22 protein-coding genes are annotated in these 23,387 nt (G+C 42.5%); 9 read left to right on the forward strand and 13 right to left on the reverse strand.

Going from position 1 to position 23,387, the window contains the following annotated elements:
• Window positions 1-10 precede the first annotated feature (10 nt).
• Window positions 11-745: a hypothetical protein gene (locus tag C3Y93_RS12975; protein WP_158660403.1), complete on the forward strand. Its 735-nt coding sequence runs from the start codon at window positions 11-13 to the stop codon at window positions 743-745.
• 27 nt (window positions 746-772) lie between these two features.
• On the opposite strand, the gene C3Y93_RS12980 is transcribed toward C3Y93_RS12975, so the two are convergent.
• The 8 genes from C3Y93_RS12980 to sdsA form a co-directional block, all read right to left on the reverse strand.
• Entirely contained in the window at window positions 773-1,234 is a 462-nt protein-coding gene (locus C3Y93_RS12980; protein WP_104853129.1) for a YbjQ family protein, read from the reverse strand.
• Window positions 1,235-1,265: 31 nt separating this feature from the next.
• Window positions 1,266-1,622, reverse strand: coding sequence for a YbjQ family protein (locus C3Y93_RS12985; RefSeq protein WP_004972285.1), 357 nt, complete (start codon window positions 1,620-1,622; stop codon window positions 1,266-1,268).
• Between the two features lie 141 nt (window positions 1,623-1,763).
• A complete protein-coding gene (gene adeK / locus C3Y93_RS12990) occupies window positions 1,764-3,209 on the reverse strand; it encodes a multidrug efflux RND transporter AdeIJK outer membrane channel subunit AdeK (RefSeq protein WP_104853130.1) in 1,446 nt (481 codons plus the stop codon).
• Window positions 3,209-6,388 carry an efflux RND transporter permease subunit gene (locus C3Y93_RS12995; protein WP_104853131.1) on the reverse strand — a complete coding sequence of 1,060 codons (3,180 nt, stop codon included), beginning with the start codon at window positions 6,386-6,388 and terminating at the stop codon, window positions 3,209-3,211. Before C3Y93_RS12995 ends, adeK begins: the two co-directional genes overlap by 1 nt.
• Before the next feature lie 13 nt (window positions 6,389-6,401).
• Window positions 6,402-7,664, reverse strand: coding sequence for an efflux RND transporter periplasmic adaptor subunit (locus C3Y93_RS13000; RefSeq protein ID WP_019837049.1), 1,263 nt, complete (start codon window positions 7,662-7,664; stop codon window positions 6,402-6,404).
• A 21-nt stretch (window positions 7,665-7,685) separates the two neighbouring features.
• On the reverse strand, window positions 7,686-8,303 hold the full coding sequence (locus tag C3Y93_RS13005; protein WP_104853132.1) for a phosphatase PAP2 family protein: 618 nt from the start codon (window positions 8,301-8,303) through the stop codon (window positions 7,686-7,688).
• Window positions 8,304-8,437: 134 nt separating this feature from the next.
• On the reverse strand, window positions 8,438-10,498 hold the full coding sequence (locus C3Y93_RS13010) for a site-specific recombinase (protein ID WP_104853133.1): 2,061 nt from the start codon (window positions 10,496-10,498) through the stop codon (window positions 8,438-8,440).
• A gap of 12 nt (window positions 10,499-10,510) precedes the next feature.
• Window positions 10,511-11,488: an All-trans-nonaprenyl-diphosphate synthase gene (gene sdsA / locus C3Y93_RS13015; protein ID WP_104853134.1), complete on the reverse strand. Its 978-nt coding sequence runs from the start codon at window positions 11,486-11,488 to the stop codon at window positions 10,511-10,513.
• 471 nt (window positions 11,489-11,959) lie between these two features.
• Here sdsA and rplU point away from each other — a divergent pair, with 471 nt between their 5' ends.
• The 8 genes from rplU to C3Y93_RS13055 all read left to right on the forward strand — a co-directional run bounded on the left by rplU (window position 11,960) and on the right by C3Y93_RS13055 (window position 18,561).
• Window positions 11,960-12,271, forward strand: a complete 312-nt coding sequence (rplU, locus tag C3Y93_RS13020) for a 50S ribosomal protein L21 (RefSeq protein WP_004972275.1) — start codon at window positions 11,960-11,962, stop codon at window positions 12,269-12,271.
• A gap of 19 nt (window positions 12,272-12,290) precedes the next feature.
• Window positions 12,291-12,545, forward strand: coding sequence for a 50S ribosomal protein L27 (gene rpmA / locus C3Y93_RS13025; RefSeq protein WP_004760935.1), 255 nt, complete (start codon window positions 12,291-12,293; stop codon window positions 12,543-12,545).
• Window positions 12,546-12,776: 231 nt separating this feature from the next.
• A complete protein-coding gene (lolA, locus tag C3Y93_RS13030) occupies window positions 12,777-13,475 on the forward strand; it encodes an outer membrane lipoprotein chaperone LolA (RefSeq protein ID WP_104853135.1) in 699 nt (232 codons plus the stop codon).
• A gap of 131 nt (window positions 13,476-13,606) precedes the next feature.
• On the forward strand, window positions 13,607-13,945 hold the full coding sequence (locus C3Y93_RS13035; RefSeq protein ID WP_004972270.1) for a hypothetical protein: 339 nt from the start codon (window positions 13,607-13,609) through the stop codon (window positions 13,943-13,945).
• A gap of 420 nt (window positions 13,946-14,365) precedes the next feature.
• A complete protein-coding gene (locus C3Y93_RS13040; RefSeq protein ID WP_104853136.1) occupies window positions 14,366-15,163 on the forward strand; it encodes an RsiV family protein in 798 nt (265 codons plus the stop codon).
• Between the two features lie 120 nt (window positions 15,164-15,283).
• Entirely contained in the window at window positions 15,284-16,555 is a 1,272-nt protein-coding gene (gene serS / locus C3Y93_RS13045) for a serine--tRNA ligase (RefSeq protein ID WP_104853137.1), read from the forward strand.
• 63 nt (window positions 16,556-16,618) lie between these two features.
• Complete coding sequence (gene cysG / locus C3Y93_RS13050) at window positions 16,619-17,989, forward strand: siroheme synthase CysG (protein WP_004972262.1); 1,371 nt, start codon at window positions 16,619-16,621, stop codon at window positions 17,987-17,989.
• Window positions 17,990-18,081: 92 nt separating this feature from the next.
• On the forward strand, window positions 18,082-18,561 hold the full coding sequence (locus tag C3Y93_RS13055; protein ID WP_004972260.1) for a tRNA (cytidine(34)-2'-O)-methyltransferase: 480 nt from the start codon (window positions 18,082-18,084) through the stop codon (window positions 18,559-18,561).
• Between the two features lie 195 nt (window positions 18,562-18,756).
• Here C3Y93_RS13055 and C3Y93_RS13060 read toward each other — a convergent pair whose 3' ends face one another.
• From C3Y93_RS13060 to C3Y93_RS13080, 5 genes are all read right to left on the reverse strand, one after another.
• Window positions 18,757-20,151 (reverse strand): APC family permease, encoded by a 1,395-nt coding sequence (locus C3Y93_RS13060; RefSeq protein WP_104853138.1) that lies wholly within the window; start codon window positions 20,149-20,151, stop codon window positions 18,757-18,759.
• A gap of 267 nt (window positions 20,152-20,418) precedes the next feature.
• Window positions 20,419-21,603 carry an iron-containing alcohol dehydrogenase gene (locus tag C3Y93_RS13065; protein ID WP_104853139.1) on the reverse strand — a complete coding sequence of 395 codons (1,185 nt, stop codon included), beginning with the start codon at window positions 21,601-21,603 and terminating at the stop codon, window positions 20,419-20,421.
• Between the two features lies 1 nt (window position 21,604).
• On the reverse strand, window positions 21,605-22,138 hold the full coding sequence (locus C3Y93_RS13070) for a hypothetical protein (RefSeq protein ID WP_026438100.1): 534 nt from the start codon (window positions 22,136-22,138) through the stop codon (window positions 21,605-21,607).
• A gap of 75 nt (window positions 22,139-22,213) precedes the next feature.
• On the reverse strand, window positions 22,214-22,870 hold the full coding sequence (gene lipB, locus C3Y93_RS13075) for a lipoyl(octanoyl) transferase LipB (RefSeq protein ID WP_004972253.1): 657 nt from the start codon (window positions 22,868-22,870) through the stop codon (window positions 22,214-22,216).
• 152 nt (window positions 22,871-23,022) lie between these two features.
• The gene (locus C3Y93_RS13080; RefSeq protein ID WP_004972250.1) at window positions 23,023-23,316 is read right to left on the reverse strand and encodes a YbeD family protein; all 294 of its coding nucleotides are present in this window, start codon (window positions 23,314-23,316) and stop codon (window positions 23,023-23,025) included.
• Window positions 23,317-23,387: the final 71 nt, after the last annotated feature.

Below are 23,387 nucleotides of genomic sequence, written 5' to 3' on the forward strand. Positions count from 1 at the left end.
TTTCTTAGGGATGACTCAAACGACATTTGCCAAATTACAAACAAACGATGATTCGTTGTGTAAACAACCTGAATATATTGAAAAGATTTTACGACAGCACACAAATACAACCACAGTGAATGAGGACTTTTTGGCTTGTGCAGATTTCCCCAATGTTCCTGAACAAACTTTAATTGCTTATGCTGAAACTCAGACAAAAGATGATCAACCTGTAGATGATTATCAGCTGACTTTTTTAACCGTAAATAGTAAAACGCAAAAGCTTCATTCAATCTATCACGTGAAAGAGCTTTTGCCTTCAGATGCAATTGAACTGCGTTCTATCCATTTAGATTTGGCGCCGTATCAAGTTTCTGAAAGCTTAAGGGCAATTGGTTTAATAAGGAATTATGCAGGACGTTCAAGTGCCAATCCATTTTCGGCGCAAGTACTCGATTTATATAATTTACAACATAACAAGAAAATTTTAAACGGCTTAATCGTAGCGCGCTATCAGGCAGAAACCGATACACGTTGTAATGCCAAAGTAATAGAAAGCAAAGCTATTTTAATGATCTTGCGAAATACCACTCGACAATATTTTGATATGCAATTACGTGATCGTATTCAACATTATGAAATGTCGGGAGATTTAGAAAATTGTAAAGAAACTAAACGCGTGTCTACTCAACAGCGTTTCACTTTAAAATTTGATGGTCAGCAATATCAAATTCCTCAGCCTTATCGAGATCAGTATTTATACTAAATTCTTTATAAACGCTGAAAGACGTACTCAGCGTTTTACAGATGATTGATTGATGTTATTTTGAACCGCCGTTCCATAAGCAAAGACTTCGACCATGCCGCCTTGCATCCCCAATTCTGTGGTGCTTAAACGCAGCCCCATAATATGATTTGCGCCCATTTTTTCAGCTTCTAATTTTAAACGGACGATGGCTTCACGACGCGCCCGCTCGACAATACTTTCATAACTGGTCAAGCGCCCGCCAAAGAAGTTCTGAATATTGGCAATCACAAACTTAAAATAATCATGAGAAATGACCACATTGCTGTGTATCAATTGCCCAAAATTGAGACTGGTCTGGAAGCGGTTATTATCAATCTGAATATAACTTAAACGCAGTTCTTGCTCGGCTAAATATTTGAAATGTTTGCGTTCGTTGTGTCGCCCAAAACCAAAGCCTACGGCAAATAAAATCGCAAAGACAACAATTTGCAGAATTAAATTATCCATGTGATGTTATTCCTGTTCAATAATCTTTGCTTCAGTGTGATGCTGGAAATGGGTCTGGAAGTTTAGGAATATCTGCCTCGACCACCACTGCTGTACCATAAACAAACAATTCCGAAGCACCTTGAGCGATATTTGAAGTAGAAAAGCGAATCCCAACAATAGCATTGGCACCTAAACCACGTGCTTTAGCAATCATACGATCCATCGCTTCTTGGCGTGATTCTTCTAGTAATTCGGTATAAGCCGTTAATTCACCACCGACAATATTTTTGAGTCCTGCCAAGAAGTCACGCCCCACATGCTTACTGCGTACGGTGCTGCCATAGACCACATCAATTTGCCGTGAAATACGATGACCTGGTACAGATTCAAGATTACTAAGCAACATAAGATTCTAATATTTAAAAACAAGACGTATTGAAGATATGAAATGTGCTTGCAAAAAGCAATAAAAAAGCCCACCGAAGTGAGCTGATTTAGTCTTTATATCTGAGCTGTTAAGCAGCAAATTTAAGGTAGACGCAAAGACTTATTGCGCTTTACGTTCTGCCGATGATGCAGGTTGTGATGTGGCATCTGAAGTATTGGCTTTCACACCGCCACCCAAAGATTTATACAACTCCACCTGATTGTTCAAATTGGCTTGTTCCAACAACAATAAACCTTGTTCTGCTGCATAAGACGTACGCTGTGCATCCAACACGGTTAAATAGTTGTCAATGCCTGCGCGGAAGCGTGCATTAGATAATTTATAAGTGGTATTGGTCGCATCAACCAAGCGTTTTTGTGCCGCTAAACGATCACCAATATTTTGACGAACTGCCAAAGCATCATTCACTTCACGGAATGCAGACTGAATTGATTTTTCATAGTCAGCCAAAGCAATTTGTTGATCCGTTTCTGAAATTTTGATGTTGGCTTGGCGTGTGCCCCAATCAAAAATTGGCAAGTCGATGCTCGGGCCCACTGCCCAAACAAAACTGCCCGATTTAAACAAATCACTCAAGTCAGTTGATGCATAGCCTGCATTGCCCGTGAGGCTAATGCTTGGGAATAAACGTGCTTTTGCTGCACCAATATTGGCACCCGCAGCCGATAGTCGATACTCTGCAGTACGAATATCAGGACGGTTATTCAGCAAGTCACTTGGTAAGCCAGCGCCAATTGCGGTAGTTTTGGTAATGTGCGTCACACGCTGCGTTGGCAATAACGCACTTGGAACTTGTTCGCCCACCAACAAGTTCAGCAAGTTTTGTGCTTGCGCGACTTGGGTTTTGTAGTTGGCGACATCATTACGTGCAGTTTCAACTGAAATTTGTGCCTGACGGACAGGTAATTCACTATCAATGCCGACATCAAAACGCTTTTTGTTGAGGTTATAAGACTCAAGCTGTGTTTTTAAGGTTTGGTCTGCCAGTTTTAAATTGGCATTGGCAAAAGAGTAGTTCAGCCATGCTTGTGCAACCTGACCAATCAGGGCAATTTGCGTGGCATCACGTGAGCTTTGAGTTGCCAAGAAGTTATCTAAGGCATTGTCTTTTAAGCTACGCACACGTCCCCAAAAATCCAGCTCATAGGCAGTAACACCTAAGCCGACGTTATAACGGGTATGTGTACCTAATCCATTGCCCTGATCTTGACGTAGTACGCCACCGCTAGCACCAATGGTAGGCAATTGGTTGTTTTCTGTAATTTGATAAGCTTGCTGCGCACGCTGGATGTTCAGGGTTGCAGTGCGCAAATCACGGTTATTGTTCAGTGCCATATCCAGCACTTGCAATAAGCGCTGGTCGGCAAAGAAATCTTTATAGCCTTGTTCGGCAACCGATGTACCCGTTGCTGTTGCAGTATAGCTGCTCGGAATACTCGCCTGAGCGACGGGCTCTGGCCCACGCATGCTTTGACAGGCTGTCAAAGCAAGCGCAAGGGCAGAAACCGCAATGCCACGGCCTGTAAGAGACCATAAGTTTTGCATCACGATACATGCTCCTGTTGATTTTGTTGTTTTGGTTTGTATTTAAAGATACTTCTGATCCAAACGTAGAACACTGGAATAAAGAAGATACCTAACAAGGTTGAGCTAATGACACCACCTAAAACACCATAACCGACCGAGTGTTGGCTACCTGCACCCGCACCTGATGAAAGTGCAAGCGGCAATACACCAAAACCAAAGGCCAACGTGGTCATAATGATTGGACGTAAACGCATTTTTGCAGCATGCAAAGTCGCTTCAAACAGGTCTTCACCTTTTTCTTGTAGCTCTTTGGCAAATTCTACAATCAAAATCGCATTTTTAGCAGATAAACCAATCACGGCAATAATTGCCACTTGGAAGTAAATGTTGTTGGATAGGTTCGGGTTTTTGAACAAAATCATGCCCCCGAAGGTGAGCAATAATGCTCCGACAATACCCAACGGTACTACCAACAGCACCGAAAATGGAATAGACCAGCTTTCATACAAGGCTGCCAAACATAAGAATACAATCAGTAATGACAGTGCATAGAGGAATGGTGCCTGATCGCCAGATTCACGTTCTTCAAGCGATAAACCTGTCCATTCATAATCAAAGCCATTTAAGCCCATAGACGGTAGTTTTGCGACAATTTCTTCCATCGCTTGCATGGCTTCACCAGAGCTGACACCTGGCGCAGGTGAACCCTGAATGTTCTTGGCAGATACGCCGTTATAGCGTTCCAAACGCGGTGAACCATAAGTCCATTCACCTGTTGCAAAGGCAGAGAATGGCACCATATCACCACTATTGTTGCGGACATACCACTTGTTCAGGTCTTCAGGCATCATGCGTGAGTCTGATTCAGCTTGAACATAGACTTTTTTCACACGACCACGGTCAATAAAATCATTGATGTACGAACCACCCCAAGCCATGCTCATGGTGCTGTTGATTTCAGCAATGCTGACACCTGCCGCACCTGCTTGCGCTTGGTCAACAATAATACGGTACTGTGGTGTATCTTCCTGACCATTTGGACGCACCCCCATTAGGCGTGGGTCTTTCGCTGCTTCACCCAATACTATATTGCGTGCCATGGTGAGTTTTTCGTGGCCATTGCCCGCAGCATCTTTCAGTTGCAAGTTAAAGCCTGAGCTGACCCCTAATTCTGGCATCGCAGGAAGCTGTAATGGCATGATGTAAGTGGCATCTTTCACAATCATGTTCAGTGCCATACCACGCTGGATGATTGCACCGACTTGTGATTCGGGGCTCGTACGCTCACTCCAGTCTTTTAGCTTAATGAATGCCATACCTGCGTTTTGACCAATCCCTGTAAAAGAGAAGCCAGAAACACTAAATACCGACTCCACATGCTCTTTTTCATTTTCTCTGAAAAAGTTGCTCATGCTGGTCATGGTGGCTTCAGTACGTTCCAGAGTTGCATTTGGCGGGAGTTGAACCAATGTCATCACCACACCCTGATCTTCATCAGGTAAGAATGATGATGGTAGTTTTTGGAACAATAACACAATAATGCCCAGTACCACTGCGTATAAAACCCCCGAGAAGATTTTATGATGTGTCATGCGGTTAACACCGCCTTGATACTTAACCGAGAGCTTATCAAAACTGCTGTTAAACCAGCGGAAGAAACGCGCAAAAATACCGTTGCTTTCAGGTTTGTTTGGATCGTGCTGTTTGAGAATTGTGGCACACAGGGCAGGGGTAAAGGTCAACGCCACCACCAGTGACAACACCATTGCAGTCACAAGAGTAATAGAGAATTGACGATAAATAACGCCTGTTGTTCCACCAAAGAATGCCATAGGTATAAATACCGCAGACAATACCGAGGTAATCCCGATCAGTGCGCCTGAAATCTGTTTCATTGACTTTTCAGTCGCCGCTACAGGGTCAAGATGTTCTTCGACCATGACACGTTCTACGTTTTCCACCACAACAATTGCGTCATCGACCAATAAACCGATCGCCAGTACCATGGCAAACATGGTCAGAGTGTTAATCGTGAAGCCAAACATATTGATCACGGCAAAAGTACCCAGTACCACCACAGGCACGGCCATAGTTGGAATAATGGTGGCACGCCAATTCTGTAAGAACAGGAACATCACAATAAAGACCAAAATGATCGCTTCAATTAATGTTTTAACAACACTCTTAATCGAAAGTTCAATAAATGGCGTGGTATCAAAGGCCAATTCATCCTTTAAACCTGTAGGGTAGTTTGGACGTAATTGTTTGAGGCGTTCTTCGACAGCTGCAGCAGTATCTAGGGCGTTAGCACCTGTAGACAATTTAATTGCGACACCGCCTGCAGGCTTACCGTTGTATTTAGAAATAAACTGATAGTTGTCTGCACCAAGTTCAATTCGTGCCACATCACCCAAGCGCACTTGAGCGCCCGAAGCGGTATTTTTTAGGAAAATATTGCTAAATTGTTCAGGTGTTTGCAGCAAGCTTTGCGCAGTAACCGTCGCATTCAAAGCTTGACCTTGAATTGAAGGTGCGCCGCCCAATTGACCTACCGCAACCTGTGCGTTTTGGGTGCGAATGGCTTGAGCAATATCACTTGGTGTGACTTGCAAACTTGCCATTTTGGCAGGATCCATCCAAATACGCATAGCGTATGAGCCACCAAAGACTTGCACTTCACCCACACCTGCAACACGGCTCAGCGGTTCAGAAATGTTAGAGTTAACATAGTCTTTAATGTCATCGGCAGAAAGGCTTTCATCAGGTGAGTAAAAAGCGAGAACCTGTAAGAAGCTTGCGCCTGATTTGGTGACTTTTACGCCCTGACGTTGCACATCATCAGGCAACAGCGCCGTAGCAGATTGTAATTTATTCTGTACTTGAACCTGTGCAATATCTGGGTCGATGCCTTGTTCAAAGTTTAATGTAATCGATGCAGAACCATTACCCGCACTGTTGGATGAAATATAGCGCAGTCCATCCAAGCCGTTCATTTGCTGTTCAATGATTTGTGTTACCGTGTTTTCCACAGTTTCAGCAGATGCACCCGGATAGGTTGCAGCAATGGTGACCGTTGGCGGTGCAATGGTCGGATATTGGGCAATTGGCATATTGGTGAGGGTAATAATCCCCGCCAACATGATCACCAATGAAATCACCCATGCAAAAATGGGGCGATGAATAAAAAAGTGAGCCATTAACGTCTACTCCTTATGTATTTGAAGTAGTTTTTGGTTCAGTGGCTTGGGCTTCTGAGGCTGGTTTTGCATCACCCGATTTTGCTGGTGCAGCAGGTGCGGCTTGTGGAGCAGCGCCTTGAGGTTGATACGGCTTAGCAACCACTTGCTGATCAGCTTTTACTTTAGCAACACCGTCTACAATCACTTTATCGCCGGTTTGCAGACCTTCAGTCACAATCCAGTTGCTGCCTTGCGTACCAACTGTGGTTACAGGGCGCGGTTCAACGATACCTTTAGCATTCACAATCATCGCCATTGCCTGACCAGTAGGTGTACGGCTAATCGCAGCTTGTGGAATTAAGATCGCGTTAGGAATTACACCTTGCACAATTTGCGCAGTGGCAAACATACCAGGCAACAATAAGTGATTTGAATTAGGGAACACGGCGCGTAATGTCACCGTGCCTGTTTCTGGGTTCACACTGGCATCAGAAAAAGCCAAACGACCTTCAACAGGGTAGTAGCTACCATCTTCAAGTTTTAACTTCACTTTGGTGTTGTTGCTGCTGTTTAAACTGCCCTGACTCAGTTGCTGACGTAAGCGAAGTAATTCTGCACTAGACTGATTGATGTCTACATAAATTGGATCTAAGCGCTGAATAGTCACTAAGGGTTCCGCTTGACTCGCCGTAACCAGTGCACCTGCAGTTACCGTAGAGCGGTTAGTTTGCCCTGAAATTGGTGCGCGTACAGTCGAATAACCTAAGTTAATTTCGGCATTTCGTACTTCTGCTTGAGTCGCAGCAACATCGGCTTCGGCAAGTTTGACCTGTGCCACAATGTCATCATATTCTTGTTTAGAAATGGCATTGCTACCCACCAGTTGGCGGTAACGACCTTCTTTAACCCGCAACACATTCAGTTGTGCTTGTTGACGGGTGAGTGCTGCACGGCTACTGTCTAAACTGGCACGGTTGGTGCGCGAGTCAATTTCATAAAGTGCCTGACCTTCGCGTACGTAGCTGCCTTCAGTAAATAAGCGTTTCAGAACCACACCACTCGTTTGTGGGCGAACTTCTGAAATTTCAAAGGCTGTGGTACGTCCTGACAGTTCTACAGACTGTTCCACACTTTGTGGCTGTGCCACTAGTACACCAACCTCAGTCGGTGGCATTTGCTGAGCTGCACCTGTTTGCTGTGCATCTTTTGGATCTTTGCTACAACCCACAAGCGCTAAACTTGTGGCTAATGCGCAAGCAGTCAGGGCGGGTGCCCAAAGCTTTGCAGACATCATTCTTTCACCTCTATTAGATTTTTATCTAAACTTATGTATGGGTTTGTCTTGCAAATAATGAGCGCAAAACAGATACCATAATGTGATCCAAATAAAACTTATGCTCCAACCGGAGAGGACATCTGAAGGATAGTGCACTCCCAAATACACACGGGAAATGCCCATCAGCAACATCCATAACCATGCACACACAGATAAATTTTTATGTGCTGGATGTTGCAAACTCAGGTAAATCACCAAACAACCTAAAGTTGCAGCATAAAAACTATGGCCACTAGGAAATGAATCGCCAAAAGTTTCCACCAAATGCAATGCTTCAGGCGGGCGGGGTCGCGCGAATAGGTATTTGAGCAGCCACGACAGCGCAATACTTACGACCAGTCCTACACTGATAAAAACAATTTTTGCGTATTTTTTATACCATGCCAAATAGAAAAAGCATAGGCATGTTAAAAATAATACAAATGGCAAGCCCCCTAATACAGAAAGTGTGATTGCCAATTGATTCAAATGTGCGGTGCGTTGAGTACTTACAAACTCCAAAATGGCAAAATCAAGCTGTTGCCAACTTGGAATATTTAGCACTATAACACTGATTATAAATAGTAAACCACCGAGATAAAGCAGTATTTTGGGCATGCTGAAATCCCTGAAAGTTTAACCGATTTACGCACGGTTCATGAATGGAATAAAGTGTACTAGTCAGTACACTTCATTTCAAGCCAATATAAACAAGAAGATTTTTTTTACTTGTTGCGCAGCTTAAATCTACACTAAATTTTATCATTCTGATCAGTATTTGAGGATGAATCATCATCTAAAGTTAAGGGTTGTTTCGGTGGCCAAAAGAAATCACTCGGACGGGTTAAAAAGTGAGTCATCACTAATTTTGCCAGAGGTTTCCACTGTTCAAAACGCACCCGACGTGCACGTAATGCCACGATAATGGTTAAACTAAAACTGACAAATAAGTTTGTTAAACCAATCAGTAGCACCCCTAAAAATGACACAATTATCAGGCCAATTTCAGGTGAGCCATTAATATTCATTAATCCCTGAATAAAGTTGGCAGAAGCGAAGGCAATATGGCGAATATCTATAGGTAAACCCAAAATATATCCCAGTGTGGCGGTACTACCGAGCATAATCCCGAACAGGAAATTACCTGCCAAAGCCCCTAAGTTTCGTTCTATATAGGTGGCAAATGTATTGAGACGTTCTTGTCCGAGTAACTTTTTTAAATGCAGATGAGCTTTTAGGCGTGGCCCGACTTTACGGTATACGGCCATGTTATCGAAATAACCCGCAATCAAACCAGACAGAAATAAAAATACCCCGGCAATGGCGGCATGCGGAATGGCAAGTGACGTAAACGGATTCAAGTCGTGTAGCAAATGGGATGCTTTGGCGTGTGACATCAACGGTTCATGTAACATGGCATCCCAACTAAACGCAATTAAGGCTGCAACTGGAATCGCAATCGAAATATTGCCCAAAATAGCGACGAATTGCGTACGGATAATATTAATAATTAAGGCTGCAAGTTCGGCGATTTGCGCCATCTTAGAGCCTTTGCGGTGTTGAACCGTCGAGGCGAGTGCTGCTGCTGTCATTGCGGGTTGTTTAGTGGCAACGGTAAAGTGCAAGACATGAATTAGCATAAAACCAAATGAATAAATCATGCTGTTGATGATAGCCTGCATCATCGGGGCAAGGACTAAACGCGAGGCGAGGGTTTTTAAAGTCGCCATTATGGCAATTAAAACACCTGCACCTGCTGCAGCTTTATACATGCTCCAAAAACCGTCTTTATCGGTACTAACATAATGCTCACCCGTTTTACTGGCATTTTCAGTAACTTGTAAGGCAATTAACTCACTATTTTCTGCAAGCAAGGAACGTACACTGCGTTCGCTATACAGTGCCGCAGTGACATCTACAAGTAACTGTCCTGCGGAAACATAAGCGACATTGTTTTGCGCCACGATTAAATTTAGCAACAGCTCAATTCGCTCTAAACATTGTTCCAGTAAAGACAATAAATAGGTCAGGCTGATACTGACGCCAGTACGTTTAGTCGCACGACGAATTTTACTGCTGACATCATGACATTGGTCAATCATTACCAAAGCTTGAGAGGCATCGGGTGGTTGAATGGCACTGATTTGATCGTGTTGTTGATCGGCAACTTTATAAAGCTGAATAAACTCGTTGATTTCGCGGTTTTGTGCCAAAAAAGGTGAATCATATTCACTTAGTTCAGAATAGGCACTAATAAATTCAGGATATAAACCAATGCCGCTGACCCGATATGACAGCACTGTTAGAGCTTTAATAATTTCACTGCGAATCAGGCGTTTTTGTGTTTGTCCGCCATGTCCGCGATTCAGTAAAGTAAATAATTGCTGCCATTCGGTATCTTCAATATTGTCGAGCCAGTATTTATCACTACGTAGTGGAAAAACTCGACGGACTAAATCTTGCAGTTGGCTTTCATCATTAATCAGCGGTAAAAAGTGCGCGCCCAAACGCTGAAACAACTGATTCCAAAAACCATCGAGCGATAAAATTCCCGTGTCGGCATATAAACTGGTTTGTTTGTATTGATTGATTAGACGTAAAACAAAATGTTGCAAGGTTGAGCTGGCATCGGGTGTCAGCAGCAAGGCTTGTAAGAAAGCTTGAAACTTTTGATGAGTTTCTTCTAAATCTTGAGTGTCACTTGGACGGATACGATTGACCAGTTCAATCAGCAGATTTTCATCCAGAACAGCTTTTGGTGTATCCAGCTGTTCTTGCATTTTTCTAAATAAATCGTTGAGTTTTATATGCATAAGCTGCTTAAATTATTGAATGCGATGTAAAGCCAATAAGGCTAAATTCTTTAAGGCCTGACGATACTCCGAGTCTGGCAGTGCTTCTAAAGCGGCAATAGCGGCTTCTGTTTCTTCTGTGGCACGTTGGCGGCAATAATCGAGAGCGCCAGAGGACTGCACAATGGCAATAACCTGATCGAGGTCAGAAGTACCACCTGTCGCAATACTGCGACGAATAATTTGATGTTGTTCGCCAGTGGTATTTCTTAATGCAGAGATTAAAGGCAAAGTTGGTTTGCCTTCCATTAAATCATCGCCAATATTTTTACCTAATGTTTCAGCGTCTGATGTGTAATCTAAAATATCATCAATAATTTGGAAGGCATTGCCAAAGTGTCCTGCAAATAAACGCAACGGCTCACGGTACTGTGGCGTGCCTGTTAAAATTGCTGCACCTTCAGTGGCAAGTTCAAATAAACGTGAAGTTTTGCCGTGAATAATGTCTAAATAAATTTGTTCTGTAGTGTCAGGTTGATGCTGTGCCTGTAATTGTAAAACTTCACCTTCGGCAATTTCACAAGTCCCTGTAGAAAAGTCTTTTAGCAACACCAAATCGTTTAAATCGACCAATAAGTCAAAGGCGCGTGAAATTAAAAAGTCACCGACTAAAACCGCTGTTTGGTTATTCCAAGTGGCGTTAGCAGTAGGTCGACCACGACGTAAGCCAGACTCATCCACCACATCATCATGCACTAAAGTTGCGGTATGCAGCATTTCAATAATTGCAGCCAGTTTGCGTTGACGTTCTAAATCTTCTGCACCACAAGCTTTGGCAGCAAGTAGGCACATAATTGGACGCATGCGCTTACCGCCAGCTTCGACTACATGTTTGCTGACTGCCATCACCAACGCGACTTTAGAAGTAATCCCTTCATTAATAAATGTATCCATCGCGGCAAAATCAGAAGCAACAGGGGCGAGAATGTCTTGCTTAAAGTCGATGGTCATGTGAAGAGAAACCTCAATAATATTGAATGACAACTTAGTTGAATCAGTTGTAACTTATGTTACAGCCAAGAAAACTGCTTAAGTCTGCGAAAATAACGCAATGAATGCAATAGTTAGGCAACTGCCAAATGCTGTAATTGTTAATTCTACTAGAAAATGAAGTCAATAACTTTGTGGGTAAATTCAGTTATTTGCTCAAGTTGGGCCTGATTTTAACAAGCACAGCAGTTTACGCCAACACAATCTGTCTATATTGATTGATCCATTGAAGATGGATAAGGCTACAAAAGTCATTTGCGCGGCTGGGTATTAAACAATCAACCTTGTTGTGCAATAATTGCCGTAAATGGCTTGTTGTTTGTGCGAATATCGCTTAAAATCCTTGCCCTTGAATAACCCCCAGTGGCGTTCGTTTTAAGATCGATATATCCCTTTATCGGCACGACGACACGGGCATGTTTGGAGTACATTATGTACGCAGTAATCCAAAGCGGTGGTAAACAGCACCGTGTTGTTGAGGGTGAAACCCTTAAAGTTGAATTATTGAAAGCTGAAACTGGCGCAACTATTACGTTTGATGACGTATTAATGGTTGTAAACGGTGACAACGTTCAAATCGGTGCTCCAGTTGTTGCTGGCGCTAAAGTAACTGCAGAAGTGGTTGGTCATGGTCGTCACGACAAAATCCGTATTGTTAAAATGCGTCGTCGTAAACACTACCGTAAGCAACAAGGTCACCGTCAATGGTTTACCGAGTTGAAAATTACTGGTATTGCAGGCTAATCACTAGGAGTAAATAGACATGGCAACTAAAAAAGCCGGTGGATCGACTAAGAACGGTCGTGATTCGAATCCTAAGATGTTAGGTGTTAAAGTTTACGGTGGTCAAACTGTAACTGCTGGTAACATCATCGTTCGTCAACGTGGTACAGAATTCCATGCTGGTGCAAACGTAGGTATGGGCCGTGACCATACTTTATTTGCTACTGCTGACGGCGTAGTAAAATTCGAAGTGAAAGGTCAATTTGGCCGTCGCTACGTATCTGTTGAAGCGTAAGCTGAAATAGTGAAAAAAACCCACAAGTGATTGTGGGTTTTTTTATGCTTGTATGATGAAGAAGAAATGCTAAATGATAAATTTTAGTTCTTCATCATGATGGATAAATTTCTACATTTTATATTAATAAGCATACAAAACTTCTTATTTTCTATCATATTAGCGCCAGAAATTGGTTTAAGATGGGACATCCAAAACATTGCGATTGAGCAAATATAAAAAGGTGAATCTATGAATATGCTTCGTAAAACGATGTGTGCTGTGGCATTGGGTGCAACCACTTTAGCGCCAATCATGAGTACTACAGTGTTCGCTGTGCCAGTGGCAGCATCGGAGCAACAAGCGACAGCAAACCTTGTTAAACAATTAAATGGCATTAAAAGTTTTACTGCCAATTTTGAGCAAACCACAAAAGTTAGCAACAATGGCAAGGCTTTGCCAAACCGTGGTTTATCGGCACAGCACATGAACCAGAATTTTAAAGGGGTTATGAAAGTTGAGCGTCCGGGTAAATTCTTCTGGGAAACCACCAGTCCAGCCAAACAAACAATTGTGACTACGGGTAAAACCGTATGGATTTATGACCCAGACTTACAACAAGCTGTACGCCAAAGCCTAGATGATCAAGTGGCAAATACGCCTGCGTTGTTGCTTTCGGGCAATACCAATCAAATCATGCAGTCGTATCGTGTGACCCAGCCGAATAAGTCAAAGACTTATTACACCTTATACCCAAAAAGTGATGATGGCGTATTTCAGAGTTTAACCATTAGTTTTGGTGCGCGTAACGCGCCAACCTTAATGATTTTACAGGACTCATTGGGACAAACCACGCATGTGCGTTTTAACAATGTGAAAGTCAATGCCCAAATTCCTGCATCGACCTTTAACTTCACACCGCCAAAAGGTACGGACATTATTGATCAATAATCGAATGCTTCCCTACGTTGTTTTTTAAGCATAATTTGCTGTCCCTTTCTAGCCTTCTCCCACAGGGAGAAGGCTCTTTTAATCCCAATTTGGTTTATCGCTCATAATTTTTAGCTTATGAAAGGACTCTGATGTCAATTTTACATAATAAAAAGTTTGTAAATCAGCAAAACACCGCGAATGGTGAGGTATCTGGCTCAACAGTTTTTTACTATAAACAAGTAGGGGAAACAATTGAAGCTACTTATTCTGGCGGAAGTATTAGGCAAGGGCATCTGTTGGGAGTCATGACTTCAGTAGATACATTTAGTATGGTTTATCATCATGTCAATCAGTTAGATGAACTACGTATTGGTCAATGCAACTCAACTATCATTTTGGATGAAAACGGAAAAATCAAATTGCTTGAACGTTGGCAATGGTTAAATGGTGATTGTTCAACAGGTGAGTCTGTACTTGTAGAAATTTAATCCGATTATTTAGGTTTTAATCATAGATTTTTAGTTGAAGCATTTTCAATACAGCGGAAATTTATTTGAATATTCTTCCTGAGAAATCCACAATTTCTGTGGATAAATCTCGGGATAATTCATATTTTGCAGTATGCGGGATATAGATTGAGTCATCACAGATCATTATTTTATATTAAGGATTTGTTATCAAAATTTTGATTTATAATGAAAAAATAAAAATAATCATACAAAAATATGAGCATTAATTTTAAGCAACTTTATCCCCCGATTATTCCGTTACACAACTGCTCTAGGATTGAACAGCGAGAGTTATCTATAGTCTTGACTAATTCAATTGAAGCAATTTTATCGCAAGATTTGTGCAGGTTTGCATTTCTAATCATTGGACTTTATGAATCGTGGTAGAAGGGGAATTTAATGCAATATTTAAAATCACAGGTGTTTTTGGGTGCTGTCGCTTTAAGTTCGGTTCTGTTGTTGACTGCATGTCAGCCAAAGAGTGAGGCAACTTCTAAAACCGAAACTGAGCAAGCTGCGCCTGCATCTGTCACAGCCGAGATTCCTGTGATTCAAGCTAAAGTGGTGGTGCTTAAATTGCCACAACAGCAAATTTGTGATGAAGAAGGCTGTACTGCTTACGATATTCAGACAGTAAAAACCAATGTGGCGTGGATTGATGAATATTTTATGCAGCGTTTGCAAAAGGCAGACCCAATTGCATTTTCTGAAGCTGCGGCATCAACTGCAACGCCAAAGGTAGAAGAAACCGATCCTATGCGACTGAGTCAGAGTTCGAGCTATGTGCGTTATATCGGGCAACATGCCAATTTAGCGACGTTTAGTTTGCAAAGCTATAGTTACCCTGCGGGTGCAGCATATGGTATTCATCACCAAGAATTTGTGACTTTTGATTTAAAACAGAAAAAGCGTTTGGCGTTGCAAGATATTATGCTGCGCAATACGGAAGCCAAAATGACAGAAGAATTATTTAACCATAATTATAACTGGCTAGATGAACATGATATTTCCCGTGAAAAGTTTAAACTGAGCGATAATTTTTATTATGGCGCCAATGGTTTGGTCTTTGTCTACCCGTTGTATGAATTGGCATCTTATGCAGAAGGTATGCCTGAGTTGATTCTGCCTTACTACGCGACAGAAAAATTAATAAAGTCTGAATATTTGCCAAGTTTGCCGCAGTATCCTAGCCAATAAAATTGCACAAAAATACGCAGAGATTGCTGTAATAAGGTGCAGCCGTGAATCGGGTTACTGTATTTTTTAACCCGAAGCGCTTACACTATAGCCAGTTTTTTTCTTATTCCAAGATTGGCTATGATTGACCCGAAATTACTCAGAAATAATATTGAGGCTGTAAATTTAGCCTTGGCAAAACGTGGTGTGCAATTAGATGTGGCAGAGTGGGCAGCACTTGAAGCACGTCGTAAAGAATTGCAATCTAAAACCGAAGCATTACAGGCAGAGCGTAATTCGGGCGCAAAACAAGTCGGTCAGATTAAAAAAGCAGGTGGTGATGCTTCTGAAATTATGGCTCGCATGGCTGCTATTGGCGATGAAATCAAAGCCGCTGAAGTGGCTTTGGCAGAGTTACAAGATGAGTTAGAAGCTAAATCATTGTCTATTCCAAACTTGCCAGATGAGTCTGTGCCTGAAGGTAAAGATGAAGCTGATAATGTGGAAGTATTGAAATGGGGCACACCACGCCAGTTTGATTTTGAAATTAAAGATCATACCGACCTTGGCGAAATGATGGGTGGTTTGGAATTTGAAACTGCAACCAAATTAACAGGTTCTCGTTTTAGCGTTCTGAAAGGGCCATTGGCGCGTTTACAACGTGCGATTACACAGTTCATGTTAGATACGCATACTGTTCAAAATGGTTATACCGAAGCGTATGTACCGTATTTGGTCAATGCAGATTCATTGCGTGGTACTGGTCAGCTGCCTAAATTTGAAGAAGATTTGTTCAAGCTACAAGGCGAAAAAGAATACTATCTAATTCCAACTGCCGAAGTTCCAGTAACCAACTTTGTGCGTGATGAAATCATTGATCCTGAACGCTTGCCATTAAAATATGCCGCTCATACCCCTTGTTTCCGCAGCGAAGCAGGTTCTTATGGTCGCGATACTCGTGGTTTAATCCGCCAACACCAATTTGATAAAGTCGAAATGGTGCAGATTGTAAAACCAGAAACCTCAATGCAGGCTTTAGAAGAATTGACTGGACATGCAGAAGGTATTTTGCAGGCACTTGGTTTACCGTACCGTAAAATTATTCTATGTGGTGGCGATATGGGCTTTGGCGCAACCAAAACCTATGACTTAGAAGTTTGGGTGCCAAGTCAAAACACTTACCGTGAAATTTCATCATGCTCAAACATGGGGGATTTCCAAGCGCGTCGTATGAAAGCACGCTACCGTGCCGACCAAAAGAAAACTGAATTTGTGCATACATTAAACGGTTCAGGTTTGGCGGTAGGACGTACTTTATTGGCTGTTATGGAAAACTATCAACGTGCCGATGGTTCGATTGAAATTCCTGCAGTATTACGTCCGTACATGGGCGGTTTAGAGTTTATTGACTAAGTTGAGTGCAGGTCGACTTAGGATGAAATTGCTTACAATCAGATTTAAATATTGAGGTTTAGTGTGGATATTTTTCCAATCTCGTTAAAGTTGCAGCAGCAACCTTGTCTGATTGTGGGCGGTGGGCATATTGCTTATCGCAAAGCGGTGTTACTGGCTAAAGCGGGCGCAAAAGTTGATGTGCTTGCCCCTGAAATTGATGTCAATTTATTGCAACTGGTGCAACAAAGTCAGGGGCAGTATGTACAGGATGTTTTTAGTCCATCTACTGCGTTACGTCACTATCGTTTGGTGATTGCTGCAACGGATAACAATTTGGTCAATCAGCAAGTTTTTGCAGCTTGCGAAGCCGAAAATGTGCTGGTCAATAGTGTTGATGATCCACCACATTGCCGTTTTATGGTGCCTGCCATCATTGACCGTTCGCCTTTGGTGATTTCAGTCGCGAGTAATGGCACATCGCCTGTATTGTCACGTCAAATTCGTACACAACTGGAAAGTACCATTCCGCATGGTATGGGCAAACTGGCAGAGTTTTCAGGTCAGTGGCGTGCCGCAGTAAAACAGAAAATTGTAAATCCAGATGAGCGCCGTATTTTTTGGGAGGAGCTATATGCCAGTCCTCTTAAAGAACAGGTGTTCAACGACAATCTTGACGCTGCAAACCAAAGTATCCAACAGGCTTTAGCGGAATGGCAAACACCGAAAGGCGAGGTGTATTTGGTTGGTGCAGGGCCAGGTGATCCTGAGTTACTGACCTTAAAAGCCTTGCGTTTAATGCAGCAAGCCGATGTGGTGATTTATGATCGTTTGGTGTCTGCACCTATTTTAGAATTGTGTCGCCGTGATGCCGAAAAAGTCTATGTCGGAAAAGCACGTTCTAACCATGCTGTACCGCAAGAAGGCATCAATGCATTATTAGTGAAATATGCACAAGCAGGTAAGCGAGTTTGCCGTTTAAAAGGTGGCGATCCGTTTATTTTTGGGCGTGGCGGTGAAGAAATTCAAGAATTGTATGAAGCAGGTGTGTCATTTCAGGTCGTACCGGGCATCACCGCAGCCTCGGGCTGTTCGGCTTATGCAGGTATTCCACTGACTCATCGAGATTATGCGCAAAGTGTGCGTTTTCTTACTGGACATTTAAAAGAAGGTTCGCCTGAATTGCCGTGGTCAGAATTGGTGTATGAACAGCAAACTTTGGTGCTGTATATGGGCTTGGTTGGCTTAGAAAGCATTTGTGAAAAACTGATTGCACATGGACAACGGGCGGATATGCCTGTCGCCTTAATTTCTAAAGGCACGACACCTGAACAAAAAGTGGTGGTGGGGACGTTGGCGGATATTGCCAGTAAAGTCGCACAGCACCACATTCAGGCGCCTACCTTGACCATTATTGGTGAAGTGGTCAATTTACGTGAACAGTTGAAATGGTAATGAATCTCCCCCAACCCCTCTTTTAAAAAGAGGGGAGTTCCTACATTTTCTAAAGGGAGCTGGGGAGGGATTGTGAAAAGTAGAGAAAATTTGTGATCCACGTTGTTTTATATGAGCCTGAAATTCCAGCCAATACAGGAAATATCATTCGTTTGTGTGCCAATACAGGTGCGCAATTACATTTGATTAAGCCATTAGGTTTTGAGTTGGATGATAAAAAGCTGAAACGTGCAGGTTTGGATTATCACGAATGGGCACGTATGCAGATTTGGGACAATCTTGAGCAATGCTTGGCTGATTTAGACAGCAAAGGCGTGGGTTTAGATGCGATTTATCCATTAACCACCAAAGGCACAGAAACACCACATACTTCGGATTTAAACCGACCTGTTGCCTTGTTGATGGGGCCTGAAACACGCGGTTTGCCAGAAGCCGTACGCATGTTGTTTCCGCAGCAGCACTGGATTCGTTTACCCATGGCAGAAAACTCACGTAGTTTAAACTTGTCCAATGCAACGGCTGTGATTGTGTATGAGGCATGGCGTCAGCAAGGTTTTAAAGCATTGCTCTAATTTGAGCATCAATTCATTTCAAATTTGATGCGATCTTCATCGTAATTGTATGCATTGATAGATAAAAAGCTGAGACAAAATTGTACTCAGCTTTTTTATTTTCGCTATTTTGCTGCTTTAAAGCTGAAACCCATTTGAGGCATAAGAAAAGGCGCATAAAGCGCCTGATCTTAAGAGGTTGAGATGCTATTTGTCTTAGCGATCATCAAACTCATTGTGCTGCGGAGCAGGGTGTTTAAAGCCTTTGGTTTTATAACCGAGGTATAAAACCCCAAACATTGCCCACCATAAGCCATACTTCAATGAAGTTTCATCGACTTCGAGCCATAAAGCAAAGACTGCAATAAAGCCGCACAACGGTACGATCACAAAATTGAGAAGGTCTTTAAAGTCTTTGGTACGACCATCACGTAGCGCGTAACGTGAAATCACCGATAAATTCACAAAGCTAAATGCGGTGAGGGCACCAAAACTGATTAATGAAATGACAAAATCCAAGTCCATAAAACCAGCAGTTAACGCTACAGCACCTACAATTAAAATATTGTATGAAGGTGTATAGCTGCGTGGGCTGATATGACCAAAGATTTTTTTGTTGATCACGCCATCACGACCCATCACGTACATTAAACGCGATACGCCCGCATGAGCCGAAATACCCGATGCCATTACCGTTACAATAGCAAAGGCAAGCACATATGACTGGAACAACGAGCCGCCGACCAAGAGCAGAATTTCTGGCTGTGTTTCAGCAATATTTTTAAAGTAGCTGCCTGGTTCATTCGGGAAGAAAATCTGCATGAAATAGGTGCTGACAATAAAAATCACACCCGCAATCAGCGCAGTTAAGAACATTGCCTTCGGTAAGGTTTTTTCAGTGTCTTTGGTTTCTTCTGCAAGCGAGCTGAGTGAGTCAAAACCTGTAAATGAAAAGCAGAGTAGGGTTGCACCTGTAATCAATGCGCCTACCGAAGTCAGTTCATTCCAGAAAGGTTCTAAGCTCCATAACTGATAGCGTTGCTCGGCAGTGATTGGACCATCGGCATTGAAACCTGCCTGAAGTTTGGTGTACATCATCCATGTAAATACGCCAATGACCACCAACTGTACCAAAACGATCATACTGTTAAAGTTGGCGACAAAACGCGCGCCACGCAAGTTGACACCCGTCATAAATGCCGTGAGTACCACCACCCAAATCCAGTGATTCACATCAGGGAATAAGGCTTCCAGATAAATCACCGCCAAGATGATGTTGACCATTGGCGAGAGTAAATAATCTAGCCAAGATGACCAACCCACCATAAAACCAACGTTGGGGTGAATCGATTTTTGTGCATAGGTATACGCCGACCCAGAAGAAGGATAACGACGAATCATGTGACCATAACTTAAAGAAGTTAAAAGAATGGCAACCAGTGCAAAAATATAAGATGTGGGTACGTGAAAATGACTTTCTTCCGATACTAAGCCGAAAGTGTCGAATAACGTCATCGGTTGAATGTAGGCTAAACCAATAATAATAATGTGCCAGAGTCCTAGCGTTTTTTGCAGTTTAGCTGCCGATTGAGTCCCAGAGATATTTGTCAACGGCGTTATCCTCTTAATCGTTGATCAAGGATCAGTCATGTTTGTTCAGGATTGTTTGAGACGAACAATCCCCCCTACATAAAAAGTAAAAACGCGCCAATCTACTCCATAATGACGCGCTTTGTCAGTATCTTTGCTTTCTTTTTTAGCAGAAAAAACGCCATATTGATGAAAAAACATCAGACGCAGCAGTCTACCAATGAAAAGCCCGATGTTTAGAAAAACATCAGGCTAGATTTTCGGCTATGTTCGCCTATTTTGTAGGAATTACCAAGCCTTTTTTAAGATGGCTTTGAGTTCTTCTAAATTGGCTTCTTTCGGGTTGTAAATAATCGAACCATCGTTCAGGGCTTTTTCAGCGACTTCATCTAATTGTGCTTCGCTGACTTTACCAGTTTCTTGTAAAGTGCGTGGCAATTTGGTCAGTGCATATAAGCGGTCACGAATGGCTAAGAGTGTCGCAATGGTTTTATCGGCACGTAAATGTGCAGGGGTTTGCGCATAGACGTCTGCGCCTGCCAACGGTAATAGCAGCTCGGCAATTTTATCGGCATTGACGTCTTTGTTGTATTCCAACACGTATGGCAAGAATAAATTCATGCACAGTCCATGTGGCAAATGTGCCACAGCACCCAACGCATGACCTAGGGAATGCACTAAACCAACCATGGAATTTGAAAATGCAATGCCCGCCATAGTAGATGCTTGTGCCAGTTCCAAACGGCCTTGTTCATCGCTTGGGTTGTCTAATACATTGAACAGGTTATTGCTGATTTTTTTAATTGCTGCCGTAGCATAAGCATCAGAAATTGGGTTGGCTGCCATGCAACTATAAGCTTCAATGGCGTGCGTCATGGCATCCATAGCCGTCATTGCTGTTAAATGTGGTGGCAAAGTTTGCGTCATACGCGGGTCTAAAATGGCTGCATGTGGCATTAAGTAATACGATGCAAACGGCATTTTGACGTTCTTTTCGGTGTCGGATACCACCGCAACCATCGTGACTTCTGAACCCGTGCCTGATGTAGTAGGAATCACAAAAAATGGTTTCAGTGGGCGCGGTAAGTTATGTGCACCTGAATATTGCAACAAGTCATCACCGCCTTCGCTGACTAAAATATTGGTAGCTTTAGAGGTGTCAATGACTGAACCGCCCCCCACCGCGATAATAGCATCACAGTTGTTTTCGCGATACAACTGCGCAGCACGGCGAACTGTCGCCACACTTGAATCTTGCGGGACATCATCAAAAACATAGCCAATCACGGCATCGGTAGATTCAAAAGCTGCTTCAATCGGTGCAAGCAAATTGTTGGAACGCACGCCTTTGTCAGTAATGATCATTGGGCGTTGTGAACCGAGTGTCGCCAATTCAAACGGAATATGTTCAAGCGCGGCATGACCTGCAATGACTTTGACTGGGCAAAAAAATTCGTAATAAGGCTTCGCCATGTTATGCACTCCGTTTGAAATAAGATTGGGCAACTTTTAAATAGATATTGGCTGCACCTGATAGTTTTTCTTTTAAGCTGAGTTCAGTCGGGTATTGTTTTACCGCCAGTTCTGCCAGTAATTTAGGCAAGATCAGCGCTTCCATTTTATTCAGGCAACGTACCAAGCGAATTGCATAAGATACATCACCATCGGCAATCATGCGGTCATGCGCAAAGGCTTGTGCGGTACTTTCCTGAAATGAAAACACTAAAAATGCATGATTTAAGTGTTTGAAGGTAATGGTTAAATCGGGTTTTTGTGCTGTATTCTGTAACAGTTCTAATTGATGATCTGCAGTGACTTTGGCAACAAAGGCTGGACCATTCGGAAAAACTTTCATAGACAACACAAAGTTGCTGGGAAATTTGGCAACTTCTTGTTTAATTTCTTCATCGACCTGACTTGCCATGACTAAACCTCTGCCAATCACATCCATCATGAGTTTGACATAGGCCAGTTGCAAAGCGGGTTTCACAGATTTAGTTGAAATCACGCGCTGAATCCCTGTGTTATAAATCATTATTTAGAGTAAATACTCTATTTTATTTCTTATTGAAAAGAAAGCCATTTATACGTGAATGACTTGTACGTCATTAAAGTAACCGCTGTTTTGTAAAGTTTCAATGATATCTGCGCAGAAGTTTTCAAAATGTGGATAGTCATTGACTAAATCCATCACACGTACCATTTCCAAACCTGCATAGCCGCAAGGGTTTATACTTTGAAAACCTGTTAAATCACAATCAATATTAAGAGCTAAACCGTGATAACTACGACCTTTACGAATTTTAAAACCAAGTGAGCCAATTTTTCGTTCATTGACATATACCCCTGGTGCATCTGCTTTGGCATAGGCTTCAATGCCGTATTTTTTAAGCAGCTCAATCATCAAATTTTCGGCATAAGATACCAAAGTACGGACATTCCAGCCTAAACGGTTCAGGTCAAACATGAAATAGGCGACCAATTGGCCTGGGCCATGCCATGTGACTTGACCACCACGATCAGTCTGTACCACAGGAATATCTGTCGCCATTAAAATATGTTCGGCTTTGCCTGCTTGCCCTTGGGTCAGTACATTTGGATGTTGCAAAATCCAGAGTTGGTCAGGGCTGTCTGCATCACGTTGTTCAGTCCAGTCTTTCATTTCCTGAAAGCGAGCTTGATAGTCAGTCAGGTCATGATATTGACGAATAATCAGGTTTGGCCGTTGTGCAGTATCCACAGTGATGCAGTCCTATCCATAAAAGCAAGAAATTGATTTTATTATACGAAAATGTGGCGGCTGTAGGGGATTTGTGGATTGAATAAGATTTTGGCAGCGCAGAAACAAAAAACACGCCCGAAAGCGTGTTATTTGAAAATCAATCTACAAAATTACAATGCAGTTTTAATCAGTGGGCAAGCTGCCAAATCTGCATAAATGGCATGCACTTGTTCCAATTCTTCAAAACGCAATTGTGCTGTAATTGAATGATACTTGCCTGTGCGTGATGGGGTAATGCTGATGCTTTGTGCATCAAACTCAGGGAAGTGCTTCACTAAAATTTCAAGCACAGCAATACGCAGTTCATCACCCGCGTCACCAATGAGTTTAATTGGGTAATCCATTGGAAACACCCAAAGATGCTCTTGTAGTTCACGAGATGGGGTACGGTTGAATAACGTCATAAGCGTGTGTCTCTATCTCTATATCAAACGCCTGCATAGGGCAGGCGTTTTTTGTCTTGTTGAATAAATGA

The sequence above is a fragment of the Acinetobacter sp. SWBY1 genome, from assembly GCF_002946595.1.
Classification (GTDB): domain Bacteria; phylum Pseudomonadota; class Gammaproteobacteria; order Pseudomonadales; family Moraxellaceae; genus Acinetobacter; species Acinetobacter towneri.